13 protein-coding genes and 1 pseudogene are annotated in these 22,674 nt (G+C 61.6%); 10 read left to right on the plus strand and 4 right to left on the minus strand.

Annotation, left to right across the window (positions count from 1 at the left end):
- Positions 1-162: 162 nt before the first annotated feature.
- The 3 genes from A5777_RS12095 to A5777_RS12110 all read right to left on the minus strand — a co-directional run bounded on the left by A5777_RS12095 (position 163) and on the right by A5777_RS12110 (position 3,356).
- Positions 163-939, minus strand: a complete 777-nt coding sequence (locus A5777_RS12095; RefSeq protein ID WP_064862823.1) for a hypothetical protein — start codon at positions 937-939, stop codon at positions 163-165.
- Positions 930-2,219 carry a hypothetical protein gene (locus tag A5777_RS24685; RefSeq protein ID WP_231894666.1) on the minus strand — a complete coding sequence of 430 codons (1,290 nt, stop codon included), beginning with the start codon at positions 2,217-2,219 and terminating at the stop codon, positions 930-932. Before A5777_RS24685 ends, A5777_RS12095 begins: the two co-directional genes overlap by 10 nt.
- Positions 2,220-2,645: 426 nt before the next feature.
- On the minus strand, positions 2,646-3,356 hold the full coding sequence (locus tag A5777_RS12110) for an NUDIX hydrolase (RefSeq protein ID WP_064862826.1): 711 nt from the start codon (positions 3,354-3,356) through the stop codon (positions 2,646-2,648).
- Between the two features lie 95 nt (positions 3,357-3,451).
- On the opposite strand from A5777_RS12110, the gene A5777_RS12115 reads away from it, so the two are divergent.
- From A5777_RS12115 to A5777_RS12145, 7 genes and pseudogenes are all read left to right on the plus strand, one after another.
- Positions 3,452-4,714, plus strand: a complete 1,263-nt coding sequence (locus A5777_RS12115; protein WP_064862827.1) for a vWA domain-containing protein — start codon at positions 3,452-3,454, stop codon at positions 4,712-4,714.
- Between the two features lie 147 nt (positions 4,715-4,861).
- Positions 4,862-5,851 carry an ADP-ribosylglycohydrolase family protein gene (locus tag A5777_RS12120; protein ID WP_064862828.1) on the plus strand — a complete coding sequence of 330 codons (990 nt, stop codon included), beginning with the start codon at positions 4,862-4,864 and terminating at the stop codon, positions 5,849-5,851.
- A gap of 310 nt (positions 5,852-6,161) precedes the next feature.
- Positions 6,162-6,472, plus strand: a pseudogene (locus A5777_RS24195) (IS1634 family transposase); the annotation flags it as partial.
- 191 nt (positions 6,473-6,663) lie between these two features.
- Complete coding sequence (locus A5777_RS12130) at positions 6,664-8,058, plus strand: GTP pyrophosphokinase (RefSeq protein WP_082933644.1); 1,395 nt, start codon at positions 6,664-6,666, stop codon at positions 8,056-8,058.
- 215 nt (positions 8,059-8,273) lie between these two features.
- Positions 8,274-9,407: a DNA cytosine methyltransferase gene (locus A5777_RS12135; RefSeq protein ID WP_064862831.1), complete on the plus strand. Its 1,134-nt coding sequence runs from the start codon at positions 8,274-8,276 to the stop codon at positions 9,405-9,407.
- 74 nt (positions 9,408-9,481) lie between these two features.
- Entirely contained in the window at positions 9,482-14,287 is a 4,806-nt protein-coding gene (locus A5777_RS12140; RefSeq protein WP_064862832.1) for a DEAD/DEAH box helicase, read from the plus strand.
- On the plus strand, positions 14,284-15,183 hold the full coding sequence (locus A5777_RS12145; protein WP_197502368.1) for an HNH endonuclease: 900 nt from the start codon (positions 14,284-14,286) through the stop codon (positions 15,181-15,183). Before A5777_RS12140 ends, A5777_RS12145 begins: the two co-directional genes overlap by 4 nt.
- Positions 15,184-15,349: 166 nt before the next feature.
- Here the strand turns inward: A5777_RS12145 and A5777_RS12150 are convergent, their stop codons facing one another.
- Positions 15,350-18,148, minus strand: a complete 2,799-nt coding sequence (locus tag A5777_RS12150; protein WP_231895036.1) for a DEAD/DEAH box helicase — start codon at positions 18,146-18,148, stop codon at positions 15,350-15,352.
- 181 nt (positions 18,149-18,329) lie between these two features.
- On the opposite strand from A5777_RS12150, the gene A5777_RS12155 reads away from it, so the two are divergent.
- The 3 genes from A5777_RS12155 to A5777_RS12165 all read left to right on the plus strand — a co-directional run.
- Entirely contained in the window at positions 18,330-20,669 is a 2,340-nt protein-coding gene (locus tag A5777_RS12155; RefSeq protein ID WP_064862835.1) for a GmrSD restriction endonuclease domain-containing protein, read from the plus strand.
- 73 nt (positions 20,670-20,742) lie between these two features.
- Complete coding sequence (locus A5777_RS12160; protein ID WP_156529364.1) at positions 20,743-21,798, plus strand: DUF4238 domain-containing protein; 1,056 nt, start codon at positions 20,743-20,745, stop codon at positions 21,796-21,798.
- Between the two features lie 151 nt (positions 21,799-21,949).
- Positions 21,950-22,674 (plus strand): transposase (locus tag A5777_RS12165; protein ID WP_197502369.1); only part of this gene is annotated, 725 nt, incomplete at its 3' end.

Raw genomic sequence — 22,674 nt, forward strand, 5'->3', positions numbered from 1 at the left:
AGGTCGCTACAGTAGAAACCGCCCACGGGTGGGGAATTTCAGTGAGCACACCTGGGGAACTTTCTTGAGCCTCGTCAGTGCGGGAATCAGCACATTTCGAGTTCGAAGTGGGTGGGGTGAGCTGACTTGTGACCAGCGGTGCGTGGTGACCTCGAACGCCACTCAGACCGGAAACCGACCGGCCAGATAGCGTTCCGCCGCTCGTCCATCTCCGAGTTCTGCTCGCGCCTCGGGCGTCAACCAATAGAAGCGAAGCATCCAGAAGAGCCCGATACCTCCCGGCGTGTACGAGCCACTCTGCTCAAAGTTATAAGCACGGCCGCTCTCCGGTACGACGCAGATAGTGTGGCCGGTGTGGGATCGCCCTGCTTCGGGGTGGTCTTTGATGGTCGCGATGTTGTCCCACGGCACGTCGAGTCGCCGCATCCCGTCAAAGATCGTGACCGAGCTTGCGCCAAGCTGCACGCGGGGCGACCCGTGACGCGCGAGCATGAGGAATTGAGTCAACGCCGTCGCCGCGGCAACCGCCGCCGCGATAGAAAAGATGAGCCTTTGCCCGCCGGAGAGTTCGAGATCAATCAGATGCAGAGGCGCCAGTACTGCAAACGCGGCTCCAGCGATACCCAACGCACCTATTCCTGCATTCGCGAGCGTTCGACTCTTCGCGTCCGGCAGGACGATCAGTCCCGCGGCTGACCACACACATCTCGGCGCGACGCGTTCCGCAATTCTGACGCGGTACGCGTTGACTGCAAGCGCGCCCGCCCCGATTCCCAAGGGGATCGACACGAGAACCGTCGGTAACTCCCCAACCGCCAGTACGCGAATGGTCCACATCGCACACAGCATCGTGAAGACCGCAAAGAGCCCGATCGAGAAGAGGAACTGGCTACGGCGATCGGTCCACGAGTCGGGTACCGGATAGTGCGCTACGGACACACCACAGCTCCCACTTTCGTTCCGATCCAACCACCGGCCCAGCCTCCGAGTGTCGAGCCGCCGATGGCACCGGGCACCGCACCCCCACCCGCGGCAGCTGCGCCGAGTCCTGCACCTGCGGCGCCTCCGACCACGCCTCCGACGACCCCCAACGCACCTGATATAGCCGCGTCGCACTTGTCACCGGATTCTGCGGTGGCGACGTCATAAATCGTGGTGGCGACACCGATAGCCGGCCCGGCGAATTTTGCGCCTGCCCCGACCTTGCTCACTTGCTCTGAACTAATCATCGGTAGTCCGCCGCCCCTGTCGGCATGGGTCTGAATTCCACTCAACGCTCCACCAACCGCCGAGGGCACAGGGTGCGTGAAGAAGCTGCTATCAGAATTGATCAGGCCGCTACGACCGTCAGCAGTCGTGACACGTGCCTCGCGGTAACCGTCGGCCCATTCTTGGGCATAGATGAGAGTCCCGTCGGAAAACTTGGTCGAGTTTATTTTGGTTCCGTCGAACTCCTCCCACGAGGAGCTCACTGAAACCTCCTGGCCATCTTTATCAAGGTGTTTTATCACCACCTCGTTCATTCGTTGGGAAGCAACTGATCCGCGGTAGGGATTCATTTCTGTCATTATCTGACGCGATCCGTCTTGCATGAACAGCGTCTTCACCTTGTTGCCTTGCTCATCCAGCGACTCCGATGCTTCTCGCACCGTCACGGCCATATCCTCGGCCCGCACAAGCACTTGCTGATGGAGGCCCGACAAAGATCGAGGGTTAGGCACTTCGTCGCGTGGTCTGACCAGGCCTGGAATGGGGATGAGAGGATTCGGAATCTCAAAGCCATGTTTCTCCGCTGCCGAGAGCAGAGAGTTCGACGCCGCGTCGTCGGCATCGCCCACGGCGAGCAGGAGCTCGTTGAGGACGATCTGCTCGGAAATTGCTCTGTCGTGCAGGGCTTCTGCCTTCTCGACCGTCATAGACCTCGCCTTCAGCAACACTACCCATGCGTCGGTAACCTCAAGATCACCACTGTCCAACTCGTCAGCCTTCGCCTGCAGTGCGTTCCGAGTTTTTGTCAGGGGTTCTGCGCAATCGCTGAGCGCTCGTCCGATGTCACCGGCTTCATCGGATAATGCGGAACCCGCATCGCTGGCACGCCCGAACATCTTGACAGCCGCATCATGCGCGCGCCCAGACCAACCCCGCAGCTCAGGGAGGCTTTGACACTTTTCCTCGAGATCAACAACTGCACCATGGACAGCGGCACCGGCGGTGGTCACCGAAGTGGCTTGCTGATGGAGCTGCGGTGGGTTCCACGTGCGAAGTTGGCTCCTGGTAGGCAGCATGTCAAGACCACAGTCGTTCGAAGTCAGAGGCCAGATCGTTGTCGTCTACTTCAAATGCATCGCCGATCCCGCGGACGGACCTGCCCATCGATTCAGCGCTCCCCGCCAGGTCGTCCGATTTCAACCCGAAATGAGTCGATACCAAGCGTGCTGCCCACTGAGTCGACGAGTGCTCCATACAGTCCGCTGCCGCGAAGACAGCCGCCGACAGATCGGTGTCGGTGATGATCTCTGCAGCAACGGTCGCCTTGCCTGAGAGAGATCGCAGAACATCTGGGTCGACCAGCATTTCTTCCCCTCGTTTAACGTTCGAGAGGCTAACCTATCAAATCGGACATTTTCGGCTCGGCGGCGGATGCATCATTCATCCCGACTCGGCAGCTTCCAGCCGAACGTCGCGGTTGGGGGTGCGCTCTTCATGAACAACCGCGCCGGCCGTCCGCCGCCGACCCTGGTCTCCGGAACGCCCATCTCATTGATTTTCGGCTCCAACAGCGGCTGCACGCGCCGGTTGAACGAGTCGCGCATGAGTCGTCGCCCCAGGATCGCCTCGTGCAGCTCACGCAGGTCCGACAAGGTGTACGGCTCAGGCAGCAGACCGTCGGGATCAGGACGGTACTCGTAGCGTTCACGAAGATTGTCGGTGGCGGATGCAATGATCTCGTCATGGTCGTAGAGCAACCGCTCCCCCGACGCGAGACGCCCGTCAGCGTCGAGTGGGGCAAGCTCTCCGACGACGTCCGTCAGCGCCGAAGCGGGTTGCGCGACGGCATGCGCGATCGAGATCGTCCACCCGCGGGGATCTCGATCAGGATCGCTGAACACCGCGAGCAGATGCGGACGGACGCGATCGGGTGAAAGTCCCAGCTTGAGTTCCAGAACCTCACGGACCGTCTCGTCTACGGTGCGCCGTTCTCGGATGAAACGGCCCGGCAAGGCTGGTTGTCCAGAGTCCGAATCTCGTTGCACGACAACGTTCAACTGACCGTCGACGACGGTCAGTACAGCGATGTCGACGGCCACGTTCGGGCGTGGATAGCTCGCGAGGCGAGATCGTGAGGTCGTAGCCACCCCTTGACACTATTCGCAATTTCACTCAAACTACTAATCGCACTTCCGCGCAAAGTCGCCTCGGTTCGTTACCCGGGCGGGAACAGGAGCAAATCATGAAGTTCTCCACCGCCCTCGACGTGGACATCGTCGCCCACGAATCCGCCGACGAAGTCTCCGTACTGATCGAACTGGAAGCACCCGAGGCGCCAACCACGGAACGGGCGCCCTCCGCTCTGCAGATCGTCCTGGACCGCAGTGGTTCGATGAGCGGCCCCCCACTCGAGGGCGCCAAGAAGGCGCTCGCCGCGGTCATCAGCCGACTCGACCCGCACGACGTATTCGGTGTCGTGACCTTCGACGACGAGGCTCAGATTGCCGTGCCCGCCGGACCGCTGGCCGACAAGGGGCGTGCCGTCGATCTCGTCGACGCGATCATTACGGGCGGCATGACGGACCTCTCCTCGGGATACTTGCGTGGCCTGCAGGAACTACGCCGCGCAGCCACGGCATCCGGAATCAGCGGCGGCACAGTGCTTGTCATCAGCGACGGACACGTCAACAGCGGTATCAGCGACGTCGACGAGTTCGCATCATTGACCGCCAAGGCCGCCGCCGACGGCATCGTGACCTCGACGCTCGGCTACGGACGTGGCTACGACGAGACACTGCTCGCAGCAATTGCGCGCTCTGGCAACGGAAACCACGTGTTTGCCGACGACCCGGATGCCGCCGGCGCGGCAATCGGCGGTGAAGTCGATGGGTTGCTGTCGAAGGCCGTTCAGGCGGTGACATTGACCGTGCGGTTCATCCCGCAGGTGCAGCTGAGTCTGTACAACGACCTACCGGCGCACCAGGTAGCCGACGGCGAGGTGGCGATCGAGCTGGGTGACCTCTACGGGTCGGAAGCGCGAAAGCTGTTGCTCAAGTTGGCTGTTGACAAGATGTCGGGGTTTGGCGTCGCGCAGATCGCGGAGCTCGAGCTGCGCTACGTCGAGTCGGCGGCGCTGACTGAGCACACGGTGACTCTGCCGGTGACGGTGAACGTGGTGCCGGGCGACGAAGCAGAGGGTCGAGTCGCCGACCCCCGCGTGCAGTCGGAGAAGCTCTACCAGGAGGGGCAGGCCGCCAAGCTGCGAGCGTCGGAAGCGTACGAGCGTGGCGATCTGGATGCCGGCAGCTCGTACCTGGAAGCGTCGCGGGACAGTTTGATCTCCTCGGCGATGCTCGCCGCACCTGCCGAGCGAAGCGCAATCGACGACGAGCTGTCGCTGATCGAAGAGCTCGGGACCGTTGGCGCCACAGGTGACGCGGGCTACATCTCGAAGATGACGCGCGACTCGTACCATATCGGCAACCGGAAGCGGGGCCGGCGGTAGGGGCCTACTCGTCGGCTGAGCCTAGCCGAACCACCGGTGGTCGAGCCGACCGCGAGGGAGTTCGCCGGTGGTTGAGCCGACCGCGAGGCGCCAGCCGAGCCGTCGTGTCGAAACCAGCCACCCATAACCCGAAAGGCCTACCCACCAATGCAACTCAGTCCCGCGCAAGCTGACCGCGCCTCCGCGGTCCTTCTCGGCACCGCCATCGGCGACGCGCTCGGTGTTCCCTACGAGTTCCAACCCCGACTCGGCCCGGAAGAAGTTCCAGTCATGAAGGGCGGCGGTCTCGGCAACTACGACCCCAGCGAATGGAGCGACGACACCTCCATGGCGATGGCGATCGCCGAAGCTGTTGCCGATGGGCATGATTTGACGTCGGAGGAGGCCCTCGACGCTGTCGCTCAGGGATTCATGCGCTGGTACACCGATTTCGAAGGCAACCCGCCTGACATCGGCAACCAGACGCGAGCGGTACTCAGCGCGACGCTTCGTCGACTGCCGGAGTCGCCAGTTGCATCGGTGGGCTCGTTGATGCGGGAGGAATCGCACGCCTTCGCCGCCGATCACCCGCGTTCGGCCGGTAATGGCGCCCTGATGCGCACCGCGCCCGTCGCGCTCGCGCATCTCGATGACCGCGACATGCTCGCCAAAGCAGCGCGCGCCGTCGCCTCCCTCACACACGACGACGAACTCGCGTGCGACTCATGCGTCTTGTGGAGCGAGGCAATCCGGGTCGCGATCGTTGAGGGACGCATAGCCATTGACGCTGGCCTCGACCTGATACCCGACGAGCGCCGATCGCAATGGCGCTCCTGGCTCGATGACGCCACGACACAGACTCCGGCGCGCTTCGCTCCCAACGGCTTCACGGTCACAGCGCTGCAGGCAGCCGCCTCGTCCATCCTGCACACGCCAGCCGAAGGCGGCCCGACGCATGTCAGGGAGAGTCTCTACACCGCGATCCGGATCGGAGATGACACCGATACTGTTGCTGCAATCGCTGGCGGGCTCCTGGGCGCGCGGTGGGGGCGTGAAGCATTTGACGACCGATGGACCAATACAGTCCATGGCTGGCCGATGCTGGACGGGCATGCAACAGCCGCGACCGATCTTGCTCACCTTCCTTCGCGGCGCTGACCTAAAAACGGTGGCTCTGGAAAGTAACCGAACTACGGGTCGGGCGCCTGGCTTGGCTCAATTTTCGCGGTTCGCGGAGCTGTGACCTGGTGTGTTAGGTGTCGGGGCGGACACTAACGGGCGGCGTTTTAGGCTGCTGGAGTGGCGTTTGTGCGGACGGTGAAGACCAAGTAGGGAGCGACGGCTGTCCAGATCGTGGGCTCTAACCGTCGCGGATCCCGCCAGATTGAGGACCTCGGCTCGGCGCACACCGATGCTGAAGTGACTTTCACCTGATCACCAGCGGGGACCCCAGTATGACCATTGACATTCTCCGACCGGAGATTTCGTGATCGGTTCGTATCACTACTTGTGGCGGATCGAGAAGAGCTTCCGCATGTCGAAGTCCGACCTGGCCGCGCGACCACCCTTCCATCACCCCAAGGATTCGATCCGGGCACACCTGGCCATAGTGTTCGTCGCCTGGCCATCACCCGGATCATCAAAAACCGCACCGGCTGGTCGATCAAGAAGTTCGTCGCCAAAGCACGCCGGTACCGTATCATCACCATCGCGGTCGGCGAACAGACACTCACCGCCGCCTATCCACTACCTGGCGACCTCCAAGTCGCGATCACCGCCAGCCGAGAATTGAGCCGAGTCAGGCACATCCAGGTCGGATTGCTCTGCGCCAACACGAGATCCATGAACCATCACAACTCCCGAAGAACCACCATCACTGACCGTGTCGGCTCTATCTGTCTGATAGATATGTATCTTGTCCATGAACGGCAGCACCAAATCGCACTCGGGGATGATGATGGGACACCGAAGTGAGCGTTGATTACACGAATTGGGACTGGTTACCTAAAGCGGCCGACGAAATACAGACGTATCTGAATCGACTACTGGCAGAGGCGGGTGTCGTTCCTCATGCTGTAACAGCAAGGTCCAAGTCAATTCAATCATTTATTAATAAGTGCGCAGCCAAGGGCTATGCGGACCCTATTCGGGAGGTTACCGACTCTGTCGCGGTAAGAATAATTACCTACTCGAGAACCGACTTGGATCGATCAGTCGAACTAATCCGCGACCGCTTGGCCATCAAGGACGGAGAGGATCGAAATCCAGGCGACACTTACCCTCCACATCTTCGGGGATATGATTGCCACCATCTGGTGGTCACAGGCCAGCGCGAGGATGCCGAACCGGGATGGCTTATTGCCGGCGGGAAGCTCTCCCAGTACTTTAATCGGTTTGGCGGACTTGAGATACAGATCCGAACTGTCGCAGGGCATGCGTGGGCCGAGTTCGAGCACTCTCGAAGATACAAGGGAGCGCAGTACGCAAAGATCGGCGAGAACGACAAAGAAACGATCGATCAGCTCTTCGGCGCAGCTTCAGACTGCAGACGCGCACTCGACGAGACATTCGTTGCAATCGACAGGATTCTGGCCAACCCTACGACGACACAGGTGCCAACCCAGTTGCCAGAGCCGAGCGAAAAGGACGACGAAAGAGTCGGCGTTGGTACAGGTGGCGCCCCTGTTGTCGAGACCAACCTCGCAGATTTTCTCGGAAATCGGTTTCCTGAGGACGAAGAAGGGTCCACAGCCGGGGTTGCATTCGCATGCGAACTGGTACGAGCGTGTGGCTTGCACACCATCGAATCTCTTGAGGTCGCGCTCGAGGACCAGGACAGCACGGAGATCCGATCACTTATGGACGCGGACACGAAAGTCACACGGGTGAGACGCCTTGACGATGAACTGCTGGCGCGATTCGGCGAAAACTACATTGAGGCGACTGGCGACATCGGAGTGGTCAGCACGCGTGCGAAGCAACTTGCATGGCGATTCGACAGGCTCCGCGGCAAGACCGGTTACAACATATATTCACTCGAGGGCGACGCATGTCCTGCTGACTTGCAGTCCGTATTGCTTCCCGCAGCACGAGCTGTGCGAGAGGTAGCGCGTATCGTCGCAACCAATGGGAGCAATCCAGATCTCCAGATTCCTGAGGCGCTCAGTTACGCGGACGACCTCCCTCGCCCCACCCGTCCGAAGAGGGTAGATCTCGACAACGGAGACTCACTGTGGATCGCGACAAACTTAGATCGAGAATATGCGGAGTACCTGTTTGACGAGATACTGGCGAGATCAAACGGCCTTGACCTTGCTGTCCGGAAGGACGGGAATCTGGTCGCCACTGGCTCAAGGTGCGATTGACGATTATCGAATCCTCAACAGATCCGCCGATACCTGCGGGACCGACCTTGACCGTCGCCCGTTTTAGCTCATTGAAGATCACCGGACCTACGCATATTCAGCGTATGACTGTCGACCACGACTTCAGGAGAAGCTCGGTTGAGTACGCGTTGCCAGCCAACCAACATTCTTGTTCCGGCGCGGCCGAAGGCTTGGCCTAGAGCTACAATCCCGTCATGCCGCCCGCTATTCTCGGCCCACCCAGCGGTGCCGCTGGCCACAACATAGTCGATCTCTTCGCAGGCCCGGGAGGTCTAGACGTAGCAGCCGCCTGGCTTGGAATCGAGACAACCGGTATCGAGTGGGATGAAGGTGCCTTCGCGACACGAGAGACGGCGAAGATCTACTCGCACAAGGGCGACGTCCGGGAGTTCCACGCCGCAGATTTCCCCAACGCGAGCATTCTTGCCGCCGGGCCGCCCTGCCAGACGTTCACCGTGGCGGGTAAGGGTGCCGGCCGCCTAGCACTCGACACCGTCCTCGCATTCATCAAGCGGATGTCGGTCGGCGACGACATCGAGGAAGACCTGAAGGGCCTGTCCGACGAGCGGACCGGCCTTGTCCTGGAGCCACTGCGATGGGCATTGGATGCGAAAGCTCAACAGCACCCTTACGAAGCCATCGTTCTCGAGCAGGTACCGGCGGTCCTGCCTGTTTGGGAGGCCATGGAGGAAGTCCTTCAAGGAATCGGATATCAAACCGTCTCTGGCGTGCTTCGGACCGAGCAATACGGGGTACCGCAGACCCGACGCCGCGCCGTCCTCCTGGCGAATCTGAACTTCAAGCTCCAACTCCCCCGCCACACCCACCAGCGCTACATCCGCGATCGAGCGCCAATCCCCGGCTCACCTCCTTCGTGGAAGCCCATGTCCGAGGCGTTATCCCTCATCCCCGGATCGACAAGGAACTACCCCTTCGAAGTCGTCTCCAACTACGGTTCAGGAGGGGACCCGAGGGCGCGCGGCCGGCGGTATTCCTCCGAGCCATCGTTCACCGTGACCGGCAAGGTCACGCGCAATCGCATTCTCGACTCCAATGGCAAGTGGCGCAATCGCTTCAGCCACGCCGAAGCTGGCCTGCTCCAGACGTTTCCTCACGACTACCCGTGGTCGGGTGTGGGCATCGGCCAGCAGATCGGGAACGCGATCCCTCCGCGTCTCGGTGCGCACGTTCTCTGCGCTGCATTGGGCCTGGAGGTCGCGGCTCACGACCTCGACAAAGTGGTCGCGCTCCCCTGGGTGAGGTCGCGCAACTCCCTCCGGCCGGCCCGTTCGCTGAGCGTTCTGTCAGACCCCTCCTGTAGTGATTGAGGGCTCAATAGGATCTCACCTGGGGCCCGCATCACGGGGATGCGGAGGATACAAGCGAGAAGTGAGTAGCAGTGATGAGCACGAACACCACAGCAGATGTCATCGAGACAGTAGAGCAGCTCACGACGCTGGCCCTGAGAACCTATGAGGTCAACCCTGGGTTGGTCGAGGAGCACGCCAATGGCGAGCGACGTATTCACCAGGGCGGATACGGTGATCGCCAGCTTCTCGAACTCATCCAGAACGCGGCCGACGAACTGCGACAGCCCGCGTTCTACGGCGGACGCATCGAGGCTGTTCTCACCGACACCCACCTCTACTGCGCCAACGAGGGCTCGCCCATCACGCCGGCCGGCGCCGAAACCATCCTTCGCATGGGCGTCTCACGCAAACGCGGCGGACAGATCGGGCGCTTCGGGGTCGGTGTGAAATCGGTACTGTCCGTGACAAAGTCACCGGAATTCTTCAGCACCTCGGGCGCGTTCGGTTTCGATGCCGACTGGTCGGCCCACGAGATCAGGACCGCCGTCAATGCAGCCCGATCCGAACACGGGCTCCCCGGCCTCGATCTCACCGACACTCCAGTGCTGCGACTCGCACGCCAACTCGATCCTGCCGCTGAACGCGCGAAAGACCCCATTCTCGACGGACTCCTCGCGTGGGCGACCACTGTCGTCCGCCTGCCACTGATGCCGGGTACCGCAGACCAATTGAACCGGAGCATGCACGCTCCTGCGCAGATAGCCACAACGGGCCAGGAATTTCCCACACTGTTCCAGCTCTTCTCGCCCCATGTCGGGACGGTCGTCCTCGACGACCGCAGTGTTCTTCCCGTCGTACGCCGGGAGTTGACCATCGGTCACGACGGTGATGTCTCAGTCATTCATCAGTCACGGACCGGACTCCACTCGGCGGACGAACGCTACCGCGTCTTCACTGTCGAGCACGTCGTCACCGACGAGGTGCGCGCCACGTCAGGCGAATTGCACGATCGTGCGACACTCGACATCGCGTGGGCTGTTCCCGACTATCGAACCGACAATTCCGGTGAAAAGCCGCTGTGGACGGTGCCAGCCGAGCGCGGCGCATTCTGGTCATACTTCCCCACGAAGTACTCGATGACTCTCAGCGGAGCGCTGAATGCGGCGTGGAAGACCAACGAGGACCGTCAGAATCTGCTCGACAGCGCAGATCTCAACCGCGAATTACTCGATGTCGCAGCACAGTTGGTCATCGATTCCCTACCGGAACTCGTCGTTGACCAGGACCCGGCCGCCTATCTCGCACTGCTGCCCGGACGGGTGCGGGAGTCACCGAACTGGGCGTGCAAGTACCTCACCGGCAAGGTATGGGAGCTTGCATCCAACCACCCCTCACTGCCCGACCAGGATGGGTGCCTTCGCGAACCCGGCGCTCTGAGATTCAGACCCGAGGACGTCGGACACGTGACGTTGAAACTGTGGTCCGACTACCCGGGCCGTCCCAAGAACTGGGTACACCACTCTGTTGACGCCGTCGGATTGCGGCGCGGCAAGATGAGGCACGTCCTCGACGCGTGCACCGGTCTGGAGCCCGCGTCCATCACCGAGTGGCTCGAGGCACTGGTCGCCGACGGGTCGGAGAATGGGTCGATAGCCGCCCTGCGTGTGCTCAACCGGCTCATTTCCCACGACGTCGCCGGGAACGGAAAACTGCTGGCAGAGGCAAAATCTGCGAAGGTCGTGCTGACGTCATCCGGAGACCTCGTGGCACCGCTGCCGGGTGGCGTGTTCCGCCGAGCATCCGACGACGTCCTGCGTGACGACCTCGTCTACGTCGCAGATTCCATCGCCGGCGACCCGGACATGGGCAGGATCCTCGATCAGCTGGGCATCCGCGAAGCAGACCCGGACGGGCGGTTCCGCAGCATTCTCGACCAGGGCTTCGCCGGCTACACCGACGCCCACTGGATCAGGTTCTGGCAGCTACTGCGCACCGCGGGCGGTGCCAGTCAGACCCGCGCCATCCTCGAAAAGTACCCCGACGCCCCAACCGTTCTGAGAGTACGCAACATCGCAGGTGACTTTGTCGCCGCCGGCAGTTGCCTGTTACCCGGCCCCGTCGTTCCCGCCGACGGCTCCAGGGACCGAGACGTCGCTGTTGACATGACGTTCCACGGCGACGACCAGTCCACGCTTCGCGCTCTCGGGATGAAGGACCGACCCGAGATTGCCGGGCACGAATGTGAATCGGAGCAGTGGTTCGCCGATTATCGCCAAGCGATGTACGAAGACTACTGCGCGGCACTTCCCGGGATCAGCAGGCGTGTCATGCCGGATACGCTTCGGATCGAGGGCGGCGCCATCGCCGGACCACTTCGCGTCTTCCGCCGACTGTCCGACGAGGGGCGCGCCAAGTTCATCGCGTCCACTCCGCCCGACGGTCTCGTCATTAACTGGACGAGACAGGTTGGACGACAGTCGAATACACGTGCTGAGATTCCATCGCCCATCCGGTGGCTTTACAGCAAGTACGGATACACCGAGACCAGCGTCGGGCTGCAACTCGTCAGCGACGCAGTCGGACCTGAACTTGCCGAGTTCAGAGACTATCTCCCTGTATCGCAATTGTCACCGGCCCTCGCCCAACGACTGCGACTCCGGTCGACGGTGAAGCAGCTTCGACCCACTGAGTGGCAAGCATTGCTGGATCGGGTCAAACAAAGCACCGACGACGCTGCCATCGGAAAGTCCTATGCCCTGCTAATCCGGGTGGCGCTCGATCTTCTCAACGAGGAGACCGGCGTGCGCTGTCGTGTCGGGTCGCACTGGGATTTCCGGCCCGATCACGAAGTCGCCGTCGCCACGAAACGTGCAGAGTTCGACGAGCTTGTCCGCCAACAGCAACCCGCACTATTCGTGGCAGACCCCGGCGATGCCGATCAAGCCGAATTCATGATCACCGAATGGGGAATGCACCGATACAGCGATGTGATCGAGAAGGAGATCCGCCCCGTTCTGGTCGGACCTGCGTCTCCCCTCGCCGACGCATTGCCCGCGTTCAAGACCAACCCGGGTGAGCGCGTGATCCGCGGCGTCTCACTACAGCTGTGCTCGGAACTCGACGAGATCACACGAACCCCGTCCGGGGCGACACCGAAAGCTCTCGAGAGTGCCCGTGACGCCGACACCGTTTGGGTGCGCGCCGATCTGCCCCTTCTCGACCAGATGGCGGCGGTGGACCGCGCCCTCGGATTCGGGCTCGGCCGGAACACTTGTGAGCGACTCCTCGAGCATCACGCGAAACTGGTTGAGTCCCAGAAGTTCAGAGAGCAGGTTGCCCGTGTTCGAAATGCGCCAACCATTCCGGAGAAGCTGTCACTGCTGCTTCCGAGTGACCAACTGCGCGCGGGACTCCCCGATGGTCTGATCGCCAGCGAGAAGCATGAATCGGGCCGTGAACCGGGCCCCGAGCGCGTCGCCGAACTCGCCTACAACGCCTTCGATGACGCCGTACTCCGAGAGTACGCAAGCGACATCCGGTCAACCTTCGAAACAGCACCGGCGCACTTCGACGGTGGTCCGTCTGCCCGAAAGTTCGTCTCTGACCTGGGCTTCCCCGACTCCTTCGCGGGGGCACGTATCCCCGCACCGCCGCAGCGTGAGGGTGCCCATGGGCCGGTGGACTTTCCGGCCCTCCACCCCTATCAGGACGAGATCGCGCGGCGCTTCGTCGACTTCCTCATCGAACCCACACCGAGCCGCGCGATGCTCAGCCTTCCCACCGGAGCGGGTAAGACACGTGTCGCCGCCGAGGCTGTGATCCGCTGGATCGGGCAGGCCGGGGTTCCCGAAGGGCCCATCCTGTGGATTGCCCCGACTGCCGAGCTCTGCGAGCAGGCCATCCAGTCGTGGAAGTTCGTGTGGGAGCATGTAGGACCGGTCACAAATCTGGTGCTCGACCGGTTCTGGGGAGGCAATTCGGCCACACCGGTCGCCGGACGCCCGCATCTGGTCGTCGCCACCGACGCGAAACTCGATGAACGCCTCGACACCGACGACTACGAATGGCTTCGCAGCGCGTCACTGGTAATCGTCGACGAGGCGCACGGCGCCACATCCCCCCGGTACACACGAATCCTCGAGTTGTTGGGTCTCACCAGAAGCAAGACGCTACGAAACCTCGTGGGTCTGACAGCCACTCCTTTCCGGAACGATGCCGAACTCACCCGCCGGCTCGCAGGCCGGTTCGGCAATTATCGCCTCGACGACGGTGTACTCGGAGACAATCCGATCGCACGACTGCAGGAACTCAACATCCTTTCGCGCGTCGAGCACACCGAGCTGGAAGGCATGCGCCTGCAACTCTCCGAGTTCGAACTCGCCGAAGCCGCAAAGATGAACGGGGTGCTCCCCAAGAGTGCTGAACGCCGCCTCGCTGCCGATGAGGCTCGCAATTCCGAACTGATCAAACGGATCACAGCTCTGCCCGACGACTGGCCTGTTCTGGTATTCGCCACCTCCGTCGACCATGCCAAGGTCCTCGCAGCGAAACTCAACGACCGTGGCATTCGTTCGGTGGCAATCGATTCCGGCACCCCGGTAGCCGATCGCAGACGCAGCATCGAGGAGTTCCGCAAGCAGAACATCCGTGTCATCACCAACTACGGCGTGTTGTCGCAAGGCTTCGACGCTCCGGCAACCCGTGCGGTGGTCATCGCCCGACCGGTCTACAGCGCCAACATGTACCAACAGATGGTCGGACGCGGTCTCCGCGGAACCCGCAACGGCGGCAAGGATGAATGCCTCATTCTCGACGTCAAGGACAACATCATCAACTTCGACAATCAGCTGGCATTCAACGAATTCGAGTATCTCTGGAACGGGGTTACTGCGCCGTGAGTCGTGTCGATGGAGGGATGTGGATCGATCGCTGCGGACACCGCACCTACGAGATCTGCAAGAGCATTGCCGATTTCGCCGATTCGCTTGGGCGCTATGATATCCGGGATATCGAGGACCTGACGCTCGATGACTGGCTCATCGAACTGGCGCACGCTTGGCAGAGCGTCTCGGTAATCCATCGATTTGCCGAGTGGTTTATTACTCGGATGTTCCGTGCCGAGACCAGCGGGCCTTACATCAATCGCACCCATATAGAACCAAACACGGGCGTGGCGGTGTTCACTCGCGTTCTGACTGTAGACTTCGCGCTCGGGGAATACGGGATCGAAGTTGAGCCGTTCGAGGTTCCTGAGCCTGGCCCGCCCGTTCGACGGCAGATCGGCGGCCGCGTAGTGATCGACGACGACCATTCGGTCGCCAACGCCTGCTACGACTACTTCACCAATGACCTCATGTGGTCTGAGCCCTACGCACAGCTGGTAGAACGCATGGCCGATGAGGTTTTTCATGTGCTCTTCTCGGACCGCGGAGTCCTGGCGGCGGTGAACGGGTTCGTATCGGCATACATCGAATCAGCGTGTCTGCAGGATGTGTATCCCGAATCTGCCGACTTGTTCACCAAGTCAGGCAGGTTACGCAGAAAGAATGTCCCCCAATGGGTCAAGAGAGCCGTCTTCCATCGCGAACGCGGGCGATGCGCGGAGTGCGGCCACAATCTCTCCTGGGTCTTGGATTCGCTTGCGCGGGAGCACTTCGATCATGTAGTTCCTTTGGCACAAGGAGGTCTGAACGACATCACAAACATCCAACTCTTATGCGAGCCTTGCAACTTGGCAAAAGCCGACAAACCGGGACAGTCACTTCTCCGCTATCGACGCTGGGTTGAAGTTTGACTCTGATAAGTGGCATCCTCGCTACCTCAGCTCAGTAGTCGTATTTCGCAACCGCCGCTGGTGAACCACCATGGTTCGGCGCGCCGGCATGCCTAAGAAGGCACAAACCGAGGCTTCGTCACTCGTCGCGAAACGGTTGGGCAATCCACGAGTCCGTCATGCCAGGTCACACGTCCGCCTCAGTCAGATACCCCGCCAACGTCTCTCGCGTGTTCTCATCAACCACCCAGTCATTGAAGCCGACACCGAACACGGTCTTGTTGGAGATTGTTGACTTGACGGTTCCGGCAGCAACGGCGGGATTGCGGAATGTTCTGCCGGACAACGACGCCGCTCCCTGCGCGCGAACGATCTCCAACTCCGATGACTCGGGATCGAAGAAGCCGACCACTCGACATCCTTCGTAGTCGAGGACCACACGCAACCGGCCTTCGGCCCACACCAACCCCGGTGTCGTTGCTACCGGCACCTGCTCTTCCTGCGGAGCCGCGGTATCCAACTGCGCGACATCGATGTCCGGCTTTGCCTCCGACTCAACGGGAATCGTCGTGGCTGTCCGAGTCCTGGCGGCGCGGGCAGCCACCTCTCCAGGTGTCGGCACACTCGCCCTCGCCCACGCGGCGGACGTGTTCTCGGGCTCCGAAAGCTTCAGCAGGTCCCAGCGCCCGAGTCCATCTTTGACGACCCATGCTTCGATGTTGATGTGGGTGTCGTGACGGTCCCGGGGATTACTCTTGGCCCGCGCATCGATGACGTACTTCACTCGCTTCGAGTACGGTCCCACAGGCGCAATGTAGAATGCGGGTGGCATTTCGCTCTGATCGAGGAAGACCAGCGCGTCGTGTTCCCGGCTGCCCTGCCACAAGTACTGGTCCTGCGTGCTGATCCGCCAGCTTCCTTCGGCTCCGCTGTGTACACGGACCACCCTGCTCTGCCCCTGAGAATTGCTGACTATAAGTGTTCCGCGCGAATGCTCGTCGGATGTCCGCGCCGTCCAGCCCTGGGCTTCGACCTGTTCGATCACAGCACGTAGCGCCGGCCCGATGGGAGCTTTCGCCTCCACGGTATCTGAATCAGACGTGCCCACACGGACGTGGACAGCTTCGTCCGGTGCCGAATCCTTTTCGTGCTCGGTATGTTCGAACTCGGCTACTCGACCGCCGAGCGCCGCCCACAGCTCGGATAGACGCGCACCAGAAACTGAACCGAGTACCAACGAGCGATCACCCAGCCAACCCTGAATACTCGCTTGCTGCAACGGCTTCTCTCCATTGGCGTTGAAGATCTGGGCCAGCGCGTCAAGTGCAACAACCCGATCGTCCACGGTGTCCGACCCGCGACCACCGAGGCCGACTGTCTCGTCACCGATCCGCATCCAGGTGATGTCGTCGAAGCCCTGCATGAGGGCTTGTTCGACCTCGAGATCCGGTAAGAGCTCGCGCAGCTCGCGCCAGGTCACGATCCCTTCGTGTTCCGCGAAGATATCGAGGATCGCGTCCCGGGGATTCCACACCGCGGGCGCGACCACAGTGGTCGGCTCATCTACCTCCACGTCATCTTCTGGCGTTGAGGTCGGTGCGAGCCACTCGCTCAGACGCCGTGCAGCGCCACGCGGGTCCAGATCATCGCGCTCGGCCGCAACCGCAAGCAAGTCATCGAGATGGGTGTCGGCAGTCGAACCCACATCAGGGTCCTCGACCGTCGCATTCACATAGACAACGACCATCGCGGTTCGTTCGGCCCAATCCGCGGGATGAACCACGCGCCCCATCCGCTGCAGCATCTGTGCACGACTACGAGCAGAGGCCGTCACGATGCCTACCTGTGACGTGGGGACCGCGACGCCCTCATCGAGTAACCGGGAGGTGGCCAACACATCCACCGAGCCACTCGCATAGCGACCGAGCATGAATGCGACGTCGCCGTTCTCCGGGACGGCGTCGGTGACCACACCAGAATTGCGGGCGGCCTTGGCAATTGCCTCCGACATTTCGTGTGACGCCGTGAATACGGTGGTTCGGCGTGAGTCTCCGACGCCTCGGGCGATCACCTCGACGGCCGCAACCTTGGACTTGCATTCGGACAGGACCCACTTGCGAGCGTCGACGGCCTCCAGGTACTCACGCGCCAAGAAACTGATCTCACCGACGAGGGAGCCGGAATCGATCTCACGCGCGGTCTCGTACACTCCACCGCTGAGATCGACACCTGTGTCGCGTAGTTTGCGTTCGGCCCGGTCGATCCGCGCGGTGAGTCCGTCGTACTTCTCCCGCTCAGGGACCGAGAATCGGACGCCGACCGTCAACACCAAGGGCTCACCGAGGATTTCCTCATCGACCGCGCGGCGATAGTCGCACCCTTCGATGAGGCCGCCGAAGTAGGGTCGCAGAATCCGCTCCGCCTGCGGATTCGACCACTCGTAGGACGCCGTCAGGCCAAGCCTCTCGGTGATCTCCTGACGCGGGAAGACGACGTCGGTGTAATCGGCGACGCCGAGTCGTTGGATCTCGTCGACGACCAGCAAACCAGCGTCTCGGAACGCCGTAAGGTGTCGCTTGCCCAGTCCGGCAACCGTGGTGACGACGACCTGCTCGCGAATCGCGAGCGCCTTAGAGCCATCTGGTGCGCCGATCTCCACGCCGGGGAACGCGGCCTCCAGGGTGCTGCGCCAGTGGTCGACGAGGTCACGGTCCGGGGCAAGGACCAGTGTCGGCACTCCCCGATGCCGCGCCTCGGCAATGGCCGCGATGCCGACGTCGGTCTTGCCCGCACCGGTGACCGCCTCGATGACGCCGGACCGACCGGCGGCGAGCCACTTCTGAAAGGCCTCGACCTGCCAGGGCCGCAGCGGCCTATTCATACCCAGCCGGTGCGAAAGATCGTCTGATGAGACGACACGCCATTCATCGGCGCCTTCCGGCGGTTGAACGAATACCTGATCGTTGTCGAGGAGAACCTTCTGCACCGCGGTCACGGTCTGCGAGAGGCGTTCGGCCAGTTCAACGGACGTTAGCGGACCAACTCGAGTGATCTCTCCCAGAACCGAATCACCGAGTGTCTGCATTGTCCGTGTCCCCTGTCGTCGCCGTCCGCTAGGTTTGAACTTCAAAGTATTAGATCAACTGACACTGACGAGGTTCACCACCATGAAGGCCGAGGGGAAGCTTGTCCGCGAATTGTTCGAGGGCGAGCAATGCCTGGTCGTACCCGTCTTCCAACGACCGTACGTGTGGAACCGGGTCCGTAACTGGGAACCGCTATGGGCCGACATCGTTGCCATCGCTGAGTCCATGTCGACCGACACCTCATCGGAACCGCACTTCCTCGGCGCGGTGGTCCTCGATTCCACGGACAAGGACGCCGCCGACATCAGCGTCCTGCAGGTCATCGACGGACAGCAGCGCATCACGACCCTCCAGATCGCTCTCTGCGCCATCCGTGACGCTTTCACCACCGCCCAGGTCGAGCGCGTCTTCATCAAGGCCCTGCACAAACTGGTCACCAATGAGGATCAACTCTCGACGGAAACCTTCGCCCCATACAAGGTGTGGCCCACACTCCGGGACCGTGCGGTCTTTGCCTCGATCGTCGATCACACCCAGCCGGAGGACGAACCCGATTCGCGTCTCGCCGACGCCTACCAGTTCTTCTACGAGGAGACGCTGACCTGGCTCACCGAGAACGAGTCCGACCGCGCGGCAATCAAGTCGCTCGTCGACGCCCTGAGGATCGGTCTGCAGCTGGTCGTCATCGAACTCACCGCCAACGACAACGCGCAGGTGATTTTCGAAAGCCTGAACGACCGCGGCACGCCGCTGCTGCCCAGCGACCTCGTCAAGAACTCACTGTTCCAGCAATTGGAACGCGCCGGTGCCGATGTCGAGCAGATCTTCGACGATCACTGGCGTCGATTGGAGACCCCGTTCTGGCAGGAAGAGGTCCGTCAGGGCCGCTTGATCAGGACGCGTGTCGACGCCTTTTTCGCCCACTACCTCACCATGCGAACCGGCGATGAGGTCTCGGCCACCGGCCTGTTTAACAGGTTCAAGGATGTGTCCGTGGGCATGTCCCGAGACGATCTCGTGGCACTGACGCAAGAGATCGCGGAGTGCAGTGACCTCTATCGAGGCATCGTCGATCGCTCCGGCGACGACGCTCACGACCGCCTCCTCGAGACAGCCGAGACGCTTGACACCACGGTCCTGTCCCCGGTGGTTCTCTATCTGGATCGTCGGGCAGATGAGGCCGATCGCGCCGAGGCCTACGGATACATCGAGTCGTGGCTTGTCCGACGTGCCGTGCTGCGGTCGACCAGCAAGAACTACAACCGGATGCTGCTCGAGCTCCTGAAGATCCTGCAGCGCAGCACCGCGCCGTTCGCACCGACCGTGCGAACGTTCTTCCTGGAAAACACGTCGGAATCCGGACGATGGCCGACCGACGCGGAGATCCGCGACGCACTGATATCTGCGCCGATCTTCAAGAACCTCACACGCGCACGCATGCGGATGGTGTTGCGCGGGTGTGAGCGCGGCCTCCGCTCGGACACACGCCAGATGCCCGATGTCGATTCTCTGGAGCATGTGTTGCTCGCGACTGCGAGCGACGACATCGACGACACACTGCGCGGTGCCTTGGGCAATCTGACGCTGTTCCCGCGGTCTCGCGACCTGTCGAGGGCAACCGACTGGCCAGCTCGCCGCGCGATCCTGTCGGGCTCGGATCTCGAGCTGAACAAGCAACTCCCCGAATCACTTTCCGGGGTTCAGATAACCGTTCGCGGCTCTCGTCTCGCAGACGGCTTCTGCCGGACATGGCCACACCCCACTTCACCGATAGCCCTCGGGCCAGATGACGGCATCGATGAGGACGCCACGCCGGGGGCGTCGACCTGGGTGGACGAGGCATGGACGGAGATCCAGGAGTTCTTCGAAGATCTACCTGTCGGATCGGTGTCGCGGGTCGAGGATCGGATGTCACGGATAGCGCCCATTGAGGGCGGATCTCTCGAGGTCTTGACGCAAGATCCCCTGGTCGGCTACGCCTTTCGTGAGATCGCAGGAACCCTGTACATCGAGAAGGTACCCGGCGAGACGCCGATACCGGCGCCGGATATCGATGCCCAGGCCACAAGTCAGCTGAACGTCGAACCCGACTTCTCGAACGCAGCGCCTGAGACCAGCGGCGGAACAGGGATCAGGGCAGTTTACGAGGAGACCATCGGTGACCTGATGCTCGCCGGACTCATCGAAGAGGGCGACACCGTGTATCACGAGCAGCCTCGCAAAGGTCGCTCATTCGCAGCTCGAATCGGCCGAGCGGGCCGAATCCTTGTCGGAAACCGCGAGTACGACAGCCCTTCGGGCGCGCTGTCCGACGCGGTGGGGTCCAGCCGAAACGGTTGGCGTGATTGGCGACTCGAACGAACTGGTGAAACGCTCGAGCAGGTTCGGGAACGCTTTCGGCGGCACCGAAGCAGCAGTTGATCTTATTTGCGTGCAGTAGCCGGTACACTTCTTGGGGTTTACAGTCGAAGCCCGCTCGTGACAGGAATCCAGCGTGGCAAAGGACCATTTCATTCCCGCTGGCCTTCTTGCGCGATTCACCGACGATCCGAAAGGCCCCTCCCGCCTTTCAAAAGTATGGTCACTGAGAAGCAACGGCGTGCGCGCACTGGTCCGTGCTGAGTCGATTGGATATAGTCGCAACCTGTACGACGTCGATGGTGAAATGTTTCCGACTCGCGGTACCCGCGCGGTTGACTCTGTCTGGGACTCGTACGAGCCTGACTTGTCCCGCGCGCTTGACAAGCTGATCAGCGGTTCGGTCACCGCCTCCGAGTGGATCAACGTACTTGTGCCTTTCGTCGCCGCATCGTTCGGACGCGACCGAGGTTACAAAGCGCGCCTGGTGGGCAGGTTCGCCCGAGAGATCGATGCTGATCGCGAAGACTTCGGCGCGTTGGTCCTGAATGACACCAACATCGCCATCAACCGAATTTTGGAGATGGAGAGGTTTGCATCGCGAGCCCTGGCATGCGAGTGGACGGTGTGCGAAGTCCGTGATGACTTGGTCATACCTGACATAGGCTACTGCTTGGAACTCGTCCACGAATACCCGGACATCATTAGTATGCAGTTCCCAATCGGGAGGCGCCATCTCCTCGTACTCACTCCGCGCCCGAGTGGTCTAATTTTTAAGAAGTCCAATGGCGGATGGGCGCCATCGATTTCCTACGCTCGCCTTGAGGTACCCAGCGAACTGCTTAATCGTGCGCTTGCCACCACCGCGCAAGACTTCGTCGTTGGCACGCGCACCTCAATCGACCAGGTCAAGGCCGAAGATCTCAGTCAATACACTTGGGAAACAATCGACCAGATTCTCGAACAGTGGCCATTCCGGGTGGACACACGAAACCTCAGCGGTCTCCGGCGGGCAGTGAAAGACATCGTCGATAGCAACCTTGATTCGCTTGATCACGTGTATCTGGACCCACTCTTGGCTATTTCCGAACTCGAGCCACAGGCCGAATTAGTCTCGGCGACCGGCCGGAGGATTCCAGCTGACGCCTTCCTCACTCTTCACCGAAACGGACTGGACCTGTCCGTAGACTAAACATCTGAGGCCGAACCCAGCCGATTCTTGCGGAGGAGTTGGAGGAATGATCAAGACCTGTGGATCAGGGAGGGCGTGCCTTCCCGTAAATATGATCCTGGTAGTCACTTGATCAAGTCAGCGTTGCAGCGCTGGCGGAAAGGCACGCCTCGTGCTCACGGTAGTCAACTCCAACGAAGGTTCCAACCCGGCTGGCGAGGACCGCTCCATCCTCGATCAGATCGTCCGAGACGGTGCTCGGCAGATGCTCGCCGCGGCATTGCGCGCCGAGGTCGCCGCCTACATCGACCAGTTCACCGATCAGGTCGATGAGAACGGGCACCGTCTGGTGGTGCGTAACGGCTCCCACAACGAGCGGGAGGTGATGACCGCTGCGGGTGCGGTTGCGGTGAAGGCACCGCGGGTCAACGACAAGCGCGTCGACCCAGACACCGGTGAGCGGCAGAGGTTCTCGTCGAAGATTCTGCCGGCGTGGGCACGCAAAAGCCCGGAGATCTCCGCGGTCCTGCCGCTGCTGTACCTGCATGGACTGTCCACCGGCGATTTCGGGCCGGCACTCGAGCAGTTCCTCGGTTCCGGCGCTGGGTTGTCGGCGGCCACCATCAGCCGACTCACTGCCCAGTGGCAGAAAGAAGCCGCAGCCTTCGCCGACCGCGACATCACCGCCGACTATGTGTACGTGTGGGTCGACGGCATCCACCTCAAGGTGCGCCTGGAGCAGGAGAAGCTGTGTCTGTTGGTCATGATCGGCGTCCGCGCCGACGGCCGCAAGGAGTTGATCGCGCTCGCTGACGGCTACCGGGAATCGACCGAGTCGTGGGCCGATCTGCTGCGCAGCTGTAAACGCCGTGGCATGCCGTCCCCGACCGCCAGGGT

It is taken from the genome of Gordonia sp. 852002-10350_SCH5691597, from assembly GCF_001665715.1.
GTDB classification, from domain to species: Bacteria; Actinomycetota; Actinomycetes; order Mycobacteriales; family Mycobacteriaceae; genus Gordonia; species Gordonia sputi.

Bases quoted from the DNA above. Each gene is read 5' to 3' on its own strand.
- A5777_RS12115 (WP_064862827.1), top strand. From the start codon at position 3,452: ATGAAGTTCTCCACCGCCCTCGACGTGGACATCGTCGCCCACGAATCC.
- A5777_RS12120 (WP_064862828.1), top strand. From the start codon at position 4,862: ATGCAACTCAGTCCCGCGCAAGCTGACCGCGCCTCCGCGGTCCTTCTC.
- A5777_RS12140 (WP_064862832.1), top strand. From the start codon at position 9,482: ATGAGCACGAACACCACAGCAGATGTCATCGAGACAGTAGAGCAGCTC.
- A5777_RS12155 (WP_064862835.1), top strand. From the start codon at position 18,330: ATGAAGGCCGAGGGGAAGCTTGTCCGCGAATTGTTCGAGGGCGAGCAA.
- A5777_RS12135 (WP_064862831.1), top strand. From the start codon at position 8,274: ATGCCGCCCGCTATTCTCGGCCCACCCAGCGGTGCCGCTGGCCACAAC.